Source organism: Pseudoalteromonas sp. B131b, assembly GCF_037162545.1.
Classification (GTDB): domain Bacteria; phylum Pseudomonadota; class Gammaproteobacteria; order Enterobacterales; family Alteromonadaceae; genus Pseudoalteromonas; species Pseudoalteromonas fuliginea.
In genome coordinates, this window is record NZ_JARLUZ010000001.1 from 1822365 (window position 1) to 1835935 (window position 13571).

A 13571-nucleotide genomic window follows, 5' to 3' on the forward strand; every position below is an offset into this window, starting at 1 on the left:
GTGCAATTTAAAGATAAAATTACGCTCGCTTTTAGTGGTGCATCAGGTGCGCCTTATGGGCTTAGGTTACTTGAAGTATTGCTTGAGCAGCAATTTCAAGTTTACGTACTTATCTCAAGTGCTGCGCGAGTGGTGCTTGATACAGAATCAAACATCAAGCTCTCTGGTAATGAAGATAAAGCCACTGAGCAGTTAAGTACGCTGTTTAATGCCAAACCTGAACAGCTAAAAGTATACGGTAAAGATAACTGGTTTAGCCCTGTGGCTTCGGGCTCTGCTGCTCCTAAAAAAATGGTAGTATGCCCATGTAGTGCCGGGTCGGTTTCTGCAATTGCAGTGGGGGCGTCTGATAATTTATTAGAGCGCGCCGCTGATGTGGTAATTAAAGAACGCGGACAGCTCATTTTAGTGCCTCGCGAAACACCATTTAACGAAATTCATTTAGAAAACATGCTTAAGTTATCTCGTTTAGGGGTAACAATTATGCCAGCCGCACCTGGTTTTTATCATAAGCCACAAAGTATTGAAGACTTAGTTGATTTTATGGTGGCGAGAATTTTAGATCATTTAAATATTGAGCATAACCTAACAAAACGTTGGGGTTATGGTGAGGGTAAGTAATGAATAAGCAAAATATTGCTTTAAATATAGAAGGCCTTACCAAGGTTTATAAAAATGGTGTTGAGGCTATTAAAGGCGTTGATTTACAAGTTGAAGAGGGCGATTTTTTCGCTTTGCTTGGTCCAAATGGAGCTGGTAAATCAACTACTATTGGTGTTATTTCGTCACTTGTTAATAAAACAAAAGGCAAAGTAGAAGTATTTGGCTGTGATATTGATACTGATTTAGAAGCTGCAAAAGCGCATTTAGGCTTAGTGCCGCAAGAGTTTAACTTTAGCCAGTTTGAAACGCTTAGCCAAATACTGGTTAACCAAGCCGGTTATTATGGTGTGCCACGTGGCGAAGCCCATAAACGTGCTGATAAATACCTAGCGCAGCTGGGGTTGTTAGAGAAAAAAGACAAGCAAGCTCGTACGCTTTCAGGCGGAATGAAACGTCGATTAATGATTGCACGCGCCCTTATGCACGAGCCAAAATTACTTATACTTGATGAGCCAACAGCGGGTGTAGACATAGAACTTCGTCGTTCAATGTGGGATTTTTTACGCCAAATAAATGAGCAAGGCGTTACTATTATTTTAACCACACACTACCTTGAAGAAGCTGAGTTACTGTGTAAAAACATAGCGATTATTGATTCTGGTCGAATTGTTGAAAACACCACCATTAAAGCACTGCTTGCAAAACTTGATAAAGAAACCTTTATTTTAGATTTAAAAATGCCAGCAAACCCTGTCACGCTTGAAGGTTATAAGTTTACGATGACGGACGATCATACTGTTGAAGTAGAAGTCGCTAAATCACAGGGCTTAAATGCGGTATTTAGCGCATTAACAACCCAAGGAAATACAGTATTGAGTATGCGAAATAAAGCAAACAGACTAGAAGAGTTATTTGTAGGATTACTAGAGCAAGGGCGGGGCGAATAAATGTTTAAATATGGCGTAGCCTTAAAGAGTTTATGGATTAAAGAGTGTATTCGTTTTTTACGTATCTGGGTACAAACCTTAGTGCCGCCAGCAATTACGATGAGCTTATATTTTGTTATTTTTGGTAACTTAATTGGTTCACGTATTGGTGATATGGGCGGCTTTAGTTATATGGAGTTTATTGTACCTGGTCTTATAATGATGTCGGTTATTACTAATTCCTATTCCAATGTAGCCTCTAGTTTTTATTCAACAAAGTTTCAAAAAAGCATTGAAGAGCTTTTAGTTGCACCTGTGCCTAACTACATTATCGTGCTTGGTTATATGGGCGGTGGTATGACGCGCGGTATTATGGTGGGCTTTATAGTTACCTGTGTGTCGTTGTTATTTGTTGATATTCAAATTCATAATATTTTTGTAATTATGGCGACCGTTATTTTAACCTCGGCTGTATTTGCTTTAGGTGGTTTAATTAATGCAATTTATGCAAATAGCTTTGACGATATAAGCATTATCCCCACCTTCATACTAACGCCATTAACCTACTTAGGAGGGGTGTTTTATTCTATATCGTTATTGCCTGAATTTTGGCAAAATGTATCACAAATCAATCCTATAATTTACATGGTTAACGCATTTCGTTATGGCTTTTTAGGCGTGTCGGATGTCGATTTAAGCGTGGCGCTTGGGGTTATTTTAGTATTTATAACAGCGTTATTTACATTAGCGCTTACATTAATTAAAAAAGGTGTGGGGCTAAGACACTAATGAGTGATGCAAATTCACGTAGTATTGTATCTAATCAAGCGGGTATTCACGAAAAGCTTGATGAAATAGTAAATAAGCACTTAGAGGCTGAGTTTAAAAAACCGATTGCAGCGCATACTCAGGCCGCATTTGATGAAGTAAACGCTAAAGTACAGGCCTTTAATGGCCCGCTTATTTTAGACTCGTGCTGTGGCGTGGGTGAAAGCTCAGCTAACTTAGCTAAGCGCCATCCTGATGCACTTGTCATTGGTATTGATAAGTCATCACACCGATTAGATAAGCACGATGTTGAGTACAAGCAAACCGACAGCGGGCAATATATTTTAGTTCAAGCTGATTTAAATGATTTTTGGCGTTTAGCGGTTGCTGCTAATTGGCAACCTACGCACCATTACTTGTTGTATCCAAATCCATGGCCTAAGTCTAAGCATATTCGTAGACGGTGGCATGGCGCGGCTATTTTTCCATTTATTGTTAAGTTAGGTGGTCAATTAGAAGTGCGCAGCAATTGGGATATTTACGTTAAGGAGTTTGCTAGGGCACTTGAATTAACAGGCAACCCTTGCGATGTAACGCTTTATGAGTCAGACGATGCAATTACGCCTTTTGAACGCAAATATTGGGCCAGTGGCCAGCAAAGCCACCGACTCATTATTAATTTAACCTAATGTGATGACCAATTTAGCTCATTAATTCTTCATTACTTTGAGAATTAACATGTGGCGCTGGGGGAGCAAAATAAATACCTTGCATCAGCGTCACATTCGCTTTTTTCAGTGCGGTCACTATGGTTGCATTTTCTACTGAACCGGCTGTGAGTTGTAAGCCAAGTTGGTTTGCAAAGCTTGCTATGTGTTCAATAAACAAATAGATATCTTTATCGTTAACAATTTGTTTTATTAAGGCCCCATCTAACTTAATACCATCGACTTCAAGTTTTAGTACGTTAGAAATATTTGAATAACCACTGCCAAAATCATCAATGATTACTTTTACACCCTTTGTTTTAACCATTCCTATGAATGCTTTTACCTCTGAAAAATTAGCTATAGCTTGTGTTTCTAATAATTCTAAGGTGATGTTACTCGGGTGTGGATAACGTTTTAATTCGTCGGCTATAAATTCGCTCAAACTAGGATCAAGCATATCTTGCGCGGTTATATTTAAGCTCCAGCAAATATCTGTTTTTCTAAAACGGCTAATACATTGTGAGAATATAGTACGGGTCAACAAGCCATCCATTCTTGAACGGGTAACTACATTTAAAAAAGCCTCTGGCTTGAGTATTTCACCACTTGCTGTAACCATGCGCGCTAAACATTCATACTGCACTACGCGTTTAGTGTTTATATCAATAATAGGTTGAAAGTAAGGGACAATACGGTTGTTATCAAATGCTTCACGAACCTCTTTAGCCATTTCTACATTGTATTGATATTGCACTTTTACATCGTGAAGTGCTTTTGAGTAATTAACAACAGTATGGCGACCTTGTTTGGCTTGCAGTGCCGCAATATGGGCATTTTCTAATAACAAAGATTTGTTACCGCTGGCTATACCGGCACACAACGTAATATAAATAAACGGGTCGGTTAATAGTGGGGTATTAAAGTTGTAGGTTTCGATTAAGTCGTTAAACTCATCGTACGGAATTTCTTTTGGTGCAAGTAATACCAGTTTATTGGTCGCTAAGCGATAAATATGACAACGAGCAGAGCAGCGACTTTTAAAATGCATGAGCAAGTTCTTCATTACTTTATCGCCCACTTCAGTGCCATAAAAGCTATTTATGTCTTCAATTTCGTTAATCCAAATAACAGCTAATTGCATATGGTGCGCATTACTTTGCTTTAGGAAGTATTCAAGCGCTATATGATTTGCAAAGCCCGTACTGGAGTCTGTTGCTAAAGATCGTTTGAGTAAGTAAATATAAATAGTTGCAACAAGTATAGCGATAAAGAAAAAGAAGCTCGCCATAGCGGCCGCTTTTGATACACTTTCTTTAAGTTTTTGGTTTAAATCATAAATGGTGATATCAGCACCTGTTATGTAGGTTTTACCATTAGTGTTATCAACATAAGGGATAAAAATAGTTTTAAAATGTCCCCATTGATCTGCTGATATTTCAAATACAGGCTCTGTCGAATAAAAAGCACTAATGTTCGCCTTAGTGGCTTCAGGGTAAAGATCTAAAAACTGGGTTACTTTGCCATTGCTTTGGTCTTCTTTTGTATAACTCGATGCACTAAAGTAGACTTTGTTATCTTGAAGTACCATCGCGTATACATAAGCAATGTTGAGTGCTTGGGCAAAATCAGAAAGTTGCTTACTCTTTTTTGATAATCAGAAAAACTAATCGTTTTTCCCTGATTAACTTTATTTAGGTACGTATCGCCGAGTATATGCTTAACACTGGTGGCTGCGTTAAGTAAGCGCGTATCAACAGAGTGCATTATATCTGCGCGTGTTGTTTGGTAAGTATAATAAACGTAGGTAAGTAAACTGATTAAAAATAGGCTAAAACCCGCCATTAACCAACTTACCAGGGCGGGATCACACTTTGTAAATAAACAAATTTTATGATCTAATACCATAAATTTCATCACCTTAAACTTATTATGTCACTCTTCTCACATTTAGAACTCGTCAAAGATAATCGTTCACATATAAATCAGCACCATAACTTAGTTGATGTGCTTTTTCTTATTATTACTGCCGTTACATCAGGGTGTGAAAACTGGCAAGATATTGAAATATATGGCGAAAGTAAGCTTAATTGGTTAAGAGGATTTCGTTCTTTCAAAAATGGCATACCCACTCGACATAGTATTGCTCGGATTTTTAGAACCGTTGATACTGACTCATTACTACTCGCGATGTATAGCTGGGTCAATCAAAACCGCGTTAAGTCAGCGCATCCTGTCATTGCCTTCGATGGCAAAACTATTCGCGGAGCAAGTAAACACATTGCTGATAAATTACATCTCGTCTCAGCATTTGATTGTGAAGCAGGTCTCACATTATTCCACCAAACAGTTGGCAGTAAGACGAATGAAATACCGGCAGTTCGGGATTTATTGAAAATACTCGATATCAATAACACCGTCATTACACTTGATGCTTTGCACTGCCAAAAAGAAACGCTAAAACAGCTAATTAGCAGACATGCAGATTATCTAGTGCAAGCAAAGGGTAATCAAAAGAAACTTTATAGCGCGATTCAAGATGCATTTACACACCAGTATGAATCTGAAAACTCAGAGATACTTAGTCATGTAACACAAGATGAAGGGCATGGGCGAAAAGAAGTACACACGATAGATTGTCTTGATGCGCGTTTATTACCGAGTGAAATTAAAGAGAGCTGGCCATCAGTTAGGACAATCGTTGCGGTGCAACGAGAGCGAACGAAGGGTAATAGAACGAGTATTGACACACATTACTACCTAACATCGTTGACAGACAATATATTGATAAATAAAGCAATAAGACAACATTGGCTGATAGAAAATCAGCAACACTGGATACTAGATGTCGTATTTAAAGAAGATGCCTGTCAAATACATGAGCCATTAAGTGCGCAACATATGGCACTATTTAGACGCGTCGTTAGGAACATGATAAAGCAGCATACGAAAAGCAAGGGGTCAATAAGAAGTAAGTGTGTAAGAGCTTGTTATGATGATGCTTTTAGAGAAGAACTTCTTTTTGGTTAACAATTTTAACAAAGTATGCTCGCGCCCTGACCAACTTACCCTTACTCTTCCTTTTAGCATGTGCGTCCCTTTTTTGTTATTTTTTTATTATACGCAAAATATATAAATGCCCAATAATTAATTCTTATTTATTGGCAAGGCTTAAATATTAATTAAATTATCACTTTTTTGTCATGTCTTTGTCTGCTTTTATGGCTTTAAGCGAGACATTTTAGTTATATTGCAGTAAAGTTAGCGCAATTAATTAAAAACACTGTTACTTAAAATAACGCCTTAGTTTGGCGTGTTTCATAGACAAACACGTGTTTTAGCTACACACACACTAGGTATTGAGATGGATCAAAAGCGTTGTGCCGTCGCCTCTAAAGAAAGCCTTAAGCGTATATTTACTGTACCTGAAGCGCCAGACTCAACTTTAAGCAAAATCGAGCTTGAAATTTCGAGTAATTTAGCAGGTTTCTTAAACGAAAATATTGCGGCAATTGAAAAACCATTACATGAAATAGAAAAAGACTTTCAATCGGCAGTGATCCCAGAAGATCCAACGTTTGTATCTGCTTATGCCCAAGACATTATGGAGCAACTTGTTGCGCATTCTGTGCATACAGCTGCGCCTAGCTTTATTGGTCACATGACCTCTGCTTTGCCGCATTTTTTATTACCGCTGTCAAAACTGATGGTAGGGCTAAATCAAAATCTAGTAAAAATAGAAACATCTAAAGCGTTTACGCCTCTTGAACGTCAAGTACTTGGGATGATGCATCATCTAGCTTATGGGCAAGAAGATTCATTTTATTCTAAATGGATGCACAGTGCTAAAACCTCATTAGGTGCATTTTGCTCTGGTGGTACGGTTGCTAATATTACTGCGCTTTGGATTGCGCGAAACCGTTTATTAAAACCGGATGGCGATTTTAGAGGTATAGGCGCACAAGGCTTAATTGCCGGTATGCTGCATTATGGCTATAAAGGTTTAGCGGTATTAATATCAGAACGTGGACATTATTCATTAGGTAAATCGGTTGATTTACTCGGCATTGGTCGCGATAACTTAATTGGTATTAAAACCTGCGAAAATAATAAAGTCGATGTAATAGCGATGCGCGAAAAAGCACGTGAGCTTGAAGCGCAAGGCATTAAAGTAATGGCCATTATTGGGGTCGCGGGGACAACCGAAACCGGTAATATTGACCCACTGGACGAAATGGCTGATTTGGCACAAGATATTAACTGCCATTTTCATGTAGATGCTGCATGGGGAGGAGCGACGCTTTTATCAAACACGCATCGTCCTTTATTAAAAGGAATTGAGCGAGCAGATTCAATTACCATTGATGCACACAAACAAATGTATGTACCCATGGGCGCTGGTTTAGTTTTATTTAAAGATCCTGCTGCAACTGATGCAATAGAGCACCATGCTGAGTATATATTACGTAAAGGTTCAAAAGACTTAGGTAGTCACACGCTTGAAGGTAGTCGCCCAGGTATGGCGATGTTAGTACATGCTTGCTTACGTGTTATTGGTCGTAAAGGCTACGAGATGTTAATCGATCGTAGTATAAAAAAAGCACATTATTTTGCTGGTTTAATTAAAGCAGATGAAGATTTCGAACTTATTTCAGAGCCGGAGCTGTGTTTACTAACGTATCGTTATGTACCTAAACAGATTAAGCAGGCAATAAAAGATGCTGATGCAACAACACGTTTAGACATTTTTGCATCACTTAATCGTTTTACTGCGAGTATGCAAAAGCGTCAGCGGGAGTCTGGTCGCTCGTTTGTATCACGTACACGCCTAACGCCATCTAAATACGATAATCAACCTACTGTTGTATTTAGAGTGGTCCTTGCAAACCCACTTACATCAGGCGCTATTTTAAAAGATATTTTAGCCGAGCAAAAAGAACTAGCTAAAACAGATCCTGTATTTAAAAAGTACCTCAGTAAGTATATGTAGCTAATAGGGTGTAATTTAAAACAAGAAGACGCTTAATTGCGTCTTTTTTTACTTGGTTACTTAATAAACTTGAGGGATTAAACCTAACGCTAATTTCTTATTTACAACTGTATGAACACAGGAGTAATACCAATCTGCTTAAATATAGGGTCTATTTAACGTTAAGGAAATTACGCTAGAACTAGGCAAAAATTTTTGTATCTAGTTGCTCTAAATAATTATTTTCTGTTGTAATCGATAAGATTTTTTTATCTCAAAATAGGGCACTTAATTAAGTTAATTGATATTAAAACAGCTGGCTTTAATAATGTTACTGATAATTTTTTGTGACGGTTTTATTTTTTCCATTGCTAAAAACTCATCAGGCTGATGGGCTTGATTTATTGAGCCCGGCCCCATAACGATTGTTTCACACCCTAATTGCTGAATAAAAGGTGCTTCAGTACAGTAATTAACAGCTATTGCTTTTTGCCCTGCTATTTTTTCAGCTAATATCACTAAAGCACTGTCGGTGTTGCCAGTAAAGGCTGGTATTGGCTCGTGTAAATCAATTACGCTGACCGCATTGGGGTATTGTTGATTTATCTCTTTCGTTGCATCAAGTATTAATGCTTGTAACTCTTTTACACTCAAACCTGGTAATGGGCGCATATCTATATGCATTTCGCAGCAAGCACAAATTCGGTTAGCGTTGTCGCCGCCATGAATATTACCAAAATTTAATGTTGGGTAAGGTATTTCAAAGTGGCTTAATGAATACTTATGCTTTAACTGCTCTTTTAAGAACAATAATTTTGAAGTCACTTTATGCATGATTTCTATGGCGTTGAGACCACGTTCGGGATCAGAGCTATGACCTGAGCGTCCAATTACTCTAATCGCTGTACTCATATGTCCTTTATGTGTAAATACCGGTGTCATATCAGTAGGTTCACCAATTATACATCGCGCAGGTTTTAAATTTGGGTGCTTACATATTTGCTGTGCACCTGCCATTGTGGTTTCTTCGTCGGCAGTGGCGAGTATTAAGATAGGCTGGGTTTGCTGCTTTTCATCAAGTTCACTAATTGCTTGTAATACAAACGCAAAAAAACCTTTCATATCAATGCTACCGAGCCCATATAATTTATTGTCGAGTTCGGTAAGTTTAAACGGATTATGATTCCAGCGACTATCATCAAACGGGACAGTATCGGTGTGGCCCGCGAGCATTAATCCACCATCTCCTTTGCCACGTTTAGCTAATAAGTTATAGCGACCTTTACCTCCTTCTAATTCAATGATTTCACATGTAAAGCCAAGTGTTTCGCACCACCTCGCAAGTAGTTCAATTACGCTTTTATTACTCATACACTGACTATCTTCAATTGCACTGATAGACGGAGCTGCAATCAATTGTTGATACATAGAAATAAACGATGGCAAAGGCATAAAAAATCCAAAATAAGTATTCAATTTAATTGCATAACAATATAAAAGTATTTATGATGAATATCAATTCACTTTTTAAGCATAAATATATTAAAGTAACGTTATGGAAACAATGCGACGATAATCAAAATTCATTAATAAAAGGCTAAATTAGCGCCAAGGCTAGTTTAAGCGAACAAGATAGACAAGTAACAACTAATTTTAAGATAACGAGTAACAAATGAATGTAGTGATTATTGGCGCAAGCGGTTACAGCGGCGCAGAGTTAGCAAGTTTAGTTGCTAAACACCCAAACTTAACTTTAGCGGGTTGTTATGTATCAGAAGGTAGCTTAGATAAAAATAAATTGCTAAGTGATTTATATCCTGAACATCTAGGCTTGCTCGACTTACCATTACTCCCTCTTGGTGAATCAGCTTTTGATGACATTCAAACTAGTGCTGACTATGTGTGCTTATGTACAGACCATAAAGTGAGTGTTGATTTAGCACCGCGTTTTTTAGCAATGGGTAAAAAGGTATTTGATTTATCTGGTGGCTATCGCCTTGCAAGCAATGATGATTACGTTACATATTATGGTTTTGAGCACCAACATCCTGAGCTATTAAATAAAGCTGCTTATGGTTTAGCTGAGTGGAATGGTGAAGCTATTGCCAATGCACAGTTAGTCGCTGTTGCTGGATGCTACCCAACGGCCGCACTAAATGCATTAAAGCCTTTGCAACAAGCCGGTTTATTAAGCGAACAGAGTATTATTATTAATGCGGTATCGGGAGTTACCGGTGCTGGACGTAAAGCAAGTGTTGGCACGCATTTTTGCGAGGTTTCGCTTACTCCCTATGGTTTATTTAATCATCGCCACGGTCCTGAAATTGAGCAACATCTTGGTCACCAAGTCTTATTTACGCCGCACTTAGGCAATTTTCCTCGTGGTATTTTAGAAACTATTTATGTGCAGTTAAAGCCTGAGGTAACAAGTGAGCAAGTAACACAAGCGTATCAGGTACTTGCCGATGAGCCACTTATTCGTTTATTAGGCGATAAAATCCCATCAATAAAAGGTGTAGCTAAGCAACCTTATGTTGATATTGGTTGGCAGCAGCAAGGATCGCAATTAATTGTTATTGCAGCAATAGATAATTTATTAAAAGGCGCTGCAGGTCAAGCTTTACAGTGTATTAATCTATCAATGAATTTAGAGCATACCACGGGCTTAAAAGGAACGTTTTAAATGAGTAAAAAAACGTGGGTTATTAAACTAGGTGGTGCTGTACTTAATACAGAAAACGCGGCTAAAGCATTGTTTGATGTACTTAATGAGCAACAAAATGCTCAGTTTGTAATTGTACACGGTGGCGGTGCACTTGTTGATACTTGGCTAAAAGAAGCTGGTTTTGCCAGTGCCAAGCACCAAGGTTTGCGTATCAGCCCTGCAGAGCAAATGCCTTACATCGTAGGTGCACTAGCAGGTTGTGCCAATAAACAATTAATGACTCAGGCTATTAGTGCAGGGCATAAACCGGTTGGGTTAAGTTTGTATGAATCGGGTGTTACTGCTACTCAAAAGTTAAAAGCACTTTGTTTAGTAGGTAAATGCACAAGTAACGATGATTCTATTATTAACGATTTACTTAAAATTGGCAGGCTACCGATCGTTAGCTCTATCGGTTTTGATGAGCAAGGCCTTTGGTATAACGTAAATGCTGATGAAGCTGCAGCGGCTATTGCTAGTAATTTAAACGCAGAACTTATTTTTATGACTGATGTAGAAGCGGTGCTTGACGCAAATAAGCAGCCCTTACATCAACTTGACACAAAACACATTGATACTTTAATAGATGAAGGAGTAATTGTGGGCGGGATGGAGGTCAAAGTTAAGACCAGCCTTCACGCTGCCCAACATTTACGACGCGGTGTGTATATTTCCAGCTGGCAAAAGCCAGAAAATTTAACTGACTTGCTTGAAGGCAAGCATGTCGGAACTAAAATTACACCATAGGTTTATTATGTTTAAGAATTTTTTAACCGGTTTAGAATTAGACCAAGAAGGCGCACTTAATTTATTAAAGTTAGCGCAAGACATTAAAGTAAAACCAGAGAAATACAGCCAAGTATTAGCTGGTAAATCGGTTGTAACGTTATTTGAAAAACAAAGTTTACGTACGCGTTTATCATTTGATATAGGTATTAATCGCCTGGGCGGTCACGCGGTTTATTTAGATCAGCAAAATGGCGCTATGGGTGCACGCGAATCAATTAAAGATTTCGCTCTTAATATTTCAACATGGGCTGACGGGATTGTAGCGCGTGTTAATCAACACAGTACGTTAACTACATTAGGTGAATATTCATCGGTACCGGTGGTTAATAGTTTGTGTGATTTGTACCACCCGTGCCAAGCACTCGCTGATTTTTTAACGCTTCAAGAAGTACATGGCGATGTAAGTGAGCTTAAAGTTGCTTACTTAGGTGAAGGTAATAACGTAACTCATTCATTGATGTTGTTAGCAGCTACACTAGGTACAGATTTTGTAGCTGTAACACCAAAAGGGTGCTCACCAGATTCACAAATACTTAAAAAAGCAGAGCAGATTGCAGCAATGAACGGTGCATCAGTTATGGTGAGTGATCGCGTTGAAGCTGCTGTTGGCGCAAATGTTGTTTACGCAGATACTTGGGTATCAATGGGTAATACAACACCAATTGAGCAAGTTAAAGCCAAGTATATGCCATATCAGCTAAATCAGGCATTGCTAGATCAAACCGGTGCTACGACGGTATTACACTGCCAACCGGCGCACCGTGAATTTGAAATTACCTCAGAGGTAATGGATGGTCCAGCATCTAAAATTATTCAACAAGCAGAGAATCGTATGCACGCGCAAAATGCTCTGCTAGTTACATTATTAAATCCAAATTTTGTTAAGGAACACCTATGAGTTCAATTAAAAAAGTCGTTTTAGCCTATTCAGGTGGTCTTGATACGTCGGCTATCGTGCCATGGTTAAAAGAAAACTACGGCTGTGAAGTAATCGCGTTTGTTGCAGATGTAGGTCAAGGCGCAGAAGAACTTGAAGGCGTAGAAGCTAAAGCAATTGCCTCTGGTGCATCTGAATGTTATGTAGTTGACTTAAAAGATGAAATGGTAAGTGATTACATTTACCCAACACTTAAAACGGGCTCAATTTATGAAGGCACTTATTTATTAGGTACCTCTATGGCGCGCCCAATTATAGCTAAAGCGCAAGTTGAAATAGCGCGTAAAGTAGGTGCCGATGCACTTTCTCATGGTTGTACTGGTAAAGGTAATGACCAAGTTCGTTTTGAATCATGCTTTGCAGCACTCGCACCTGATTTAAAAGTAATTGCGCCATGGCGTGAGTGGGACTTATCGAGCCGTGAGTCATTACTTGATTACTTGGCGGAGCGTGACATTCCGTGCTCAGCATCAGCGACAAAAATTTACAGCCGTGATGCTAACGCATGGCATATTTCACACGAAGGTGGCGAGCTTGAAGACCCATGGTGTCAACCAACTGAGCAAGTATGGACATGGACTAATTCTCCAGAGCAAGCACCAGATAAATCAGAACTCGTAACTTTAAAAGTTGTTGAAGGCGAAGTGGTTGCTGTAAATGGCGAAGAACTTAAACCATATGACTGTTTAGTTAAATTAAACGATATTGCATCACCTCATGGTGTTGGTCGTGTTGATATTGTAGAAAACCGTTTGGTAGGCATGAAGTCACGCGGTTGCTACGAAACGCCCGGCGGTACAGTTATCATGGCAGCACTTCAAGCAATTGACGAGCTAGTGCTTGATAAAGCAAGCCGTAAATGGAAAGAAGTGCTGGGTGGTGAATTTTCGCATTTAGTATATGACGGCCGCTGGTTTACACCACTTAAAGATTCTATTTTAGCCGGTGCAGAAGCGCTTTCTAAAGTGGCAACAGGTGAAGTCGTACTTAAATTATATAAAGGTCAAGTAACTGCGGTTCAAAAGCAGTCGCCAAATAGTTTATATAGCGAAGCATTTGCCACATTTGGTGAAGATGATGTGTATGACCAATCACACGCTGAAGGCTTTATTCGTTTATTCTCGCTTTCAAGCAGAATTTCAGCACTCGCTAAAAAGTAAATTATTAC

The 13571-nt window shown here is 38.8% G+C and carries 11 protein-coding genes and 1 pseudogene; 10 read left to right on the plus strand and 2 right to left on the minus strand.

Annotation, left to right across the window (positions count from 1 at the left end; genetic code table 11):
* Genes P4S65_RS08265 through trmB form a run of 4 tightly spaced genes read left to right on the plus strand, consistent with a single transcriptional unit; the run spans position 1 to position 2986 of the window.
* Entirely contained in the window at positions 1-621 is a 621-nt protein-coding gene (locus tag P4S65_RS08265) for a flavin prenyltransferase UbiX (protein WP_033030926.1), read from the plus strand.
* A complete protein-coding gene (locus P4S65_RS08270) occupies positions 621-1550 on the plus strand; it encodes an ABC transporter ATP-binding protein (protein WP_024595485.1) in 930 nt (309 codons plus the stop codon). Before P4S65_RS08265 ends, P4S65_RS08270 begins: the two co-directional genes overlap by 1 nt.
* Entirely contained in the window at positions 1551-2318 is a 768-nt protein-coding gene (locus tag P4S65_RS08275) for an ABC transporter permease (protein WP_007377852.1), read from the plus strand. It abuts the gene before it with no gap.
* Positions 2318-2986: a tRNA (guanine(46)-N(7))-methyltransferase TrmB gene (trmB, locus tag P4S65_RS08280; protein ID WP_149606123.1), complete on the plus strand. Its 669-nt coding sequence runs from the start codon at positions 2318-2320 to the stop codon at positions 2984-2986. Before P4S65_RS08275 ends, trmB begins: the two co-directional genes overlap by 1 nt.
* A gap of 13 nt (positions 2987-2999) precedes the next feature.
* On the opposite strand, the pseudogene P4S65_RS08285 reads toward trmB, so the two are convergent.
* Positions 3000-4849: pseudogene (locus P4S65_RS08285) on the minus strand (bifunctional diguanylate cyclase/phosphodiesterase).
* Positions 4850-4936: 87 nt separating this feature from the next.
* Here P4S65_RS08285 and P4S65_RS08290 point away from each other — a divergent pair.
* Positions 4937-6034: an ISAs1-like element ISPsesp1 family transposase gene (locus P4S65_RS08290; protein WP_337119939.1), complete on the plus strand. Its 1098-nt coding sequence runs from the start codon at positions 4937-4939 to the stop codon at positions 6032-6034.
* A gap of 334 nt (positions 6035-6368) precedes the next feature.
* Complete coding sequence (gene panP / locus P4S65_RS08295) at positions 6369-7994, plus strand: pyridoxal-dependent aspartate 1-decarboxylase PanP (protein WP_007377849.1); 1626 nt, start codon at positions 6369-6371, stop codon at positions 7992-7994.
* Between the two features lie 276 nt (positions 7995-8270).
* Here the strand turns inward: panP and argE are convergent, their stop codons facing one another.
* Positions 8271-9425 carry an acetylornithine deacetylase gene (argE, locus tag P4S65_RS08300; RefSeq protein WP_096792597.1) on the minus strand — a complete coding sequence of 385 codons (1155 nt, stop codon included), beginning with the start codon at positions 9423-9425 and terminating at the stop codon, positions 8271-8273.
* A gap of 220 nt (positions 9426-9645) precedes the next feature.
* Here argE and argC point away from each other — a divergent pair, with 220 nt between their 5' ends.
* Genes argC through P4S65_RS08320 form a run of 4 tightly spaced genes read left to right on the plus strand, consistent with a single transcriptional unit; the run spans position 9646 to position 13563 of the window.
* Positions 9646-10656, plus strand: a complete 1011-nt coding sequence (gene argC / locus P4S65_RS08305) for an N-acetyl-gamma-glutamyl-phosphate reductase (protein ID WP_337119940.1) — start codon at positions 9646-9648, stop codon at positions 10654-10656.
* Positions 10657-11424: an acetylglutamate kinase gene (gene argB / locus P4S65_RS08310; protein ID WP_337119941.1), complete on the plus strand. Its 768-nt coding sequence runs from the start codon at positions 10657-10659 to the stop codon at positions 11422-11424.
* Between the two features lie 7 nt (positions 11425-11431).
* Positions 11432-12364 (plus strand): ornithine carbamoyltransferase, encoded by a 933-nt coding sequence (locus P4S65_RS08315; protein WP_007377845.1) that lies wholly within the window; start codon positions 11432-11434, stop codon positions 12362-12364.
* A complete protein-coding gene (locus P4S65_RS08320; RefSeq protein WP_008166173.1) occupies positions 12361-13563 on the plus strand; it encodes an argininosuccinate synthase in 1203 nt (400 codons plus the stop codon). The genes P4S65_RS08315 and P4S65_RS08320 overlap by 4 nt, the downstream gene beginning before the upstream one ends.
* Positions 13564-13571: the final 8 nt, after the last annotated feature.

Excerpts from the sequence above, each read along its gene's own strand:
- P4S65_RS08290 (WP_337119939.1), top strand. The coding sequence starts at position 4,937 with ATGTCACTCTTCTCACATTTAGAACTCGTCAAAGATAATCGTTCACAT.
- trmB (WP_149606123.1), top strand. The coding sequence starts at position 2,318 with ATGAGTGATGCAAATTCACGTAGTATTGTATCTAATCAAGCGGGTATT.
- argC (WP_337119940.1), top strand. The coding sequence starts at position 9,646 with ATGAATGTAGTGATTATTGGCGCAAGCGGTTACAGCGGCGCAGAGTTA.
- P4S65_RS08270 (WP_024595485.1), top strand. The coding sequence starts at position 621 with ATGAATAAGCAAAATATTGCTTTAAATATAGAAGGCCTTACCAAGGTT.
- argE (WP_096792597.1), bottom strand. The coding sequence starts at position 9,425 with ATGCCTTTGCCATCGTTTATTTCTATGTATCAACAATTGATTGCAGCT.
- P4S65_RS08315 (WP_007377845.1), top strand. The coding sequence starts at position 11,432 with ATGTTTAAGAATTTTTTAACCGGTTTAGAATTAGACCAAGAAGGCGCA.
- P4S65_RS08320 (WP_008166173.1), top strand. The coding sequence starts at position 12,361 with ATGAGTTCAATTAAAAAAGTCGTTTTAGCCTATTCAGGTGGTCTTGAT.
- P4S65_RS08275 (WP_007377852.1), top strand. The coding sequence starts at position 1,551 with ATGTTTAAATATGGCGTAGCCTTAAAGAGTTTATGGATTAAAGAGTGT.
- argB (WP_337119941.1), top strand. The coding sequence starts at position 10,657 with ATGAGTAAAAAAACGTGGGTTATTAAACTAGGTGGTGCTGTACTTAAT.
- panP (WP_007377849.1), top strand. The coding sequence starts at position 6,369 with ATGGATCAAAAGCGTTGTGCCGTCGCCTCTAAAGAAAGCCTTAAGCGT.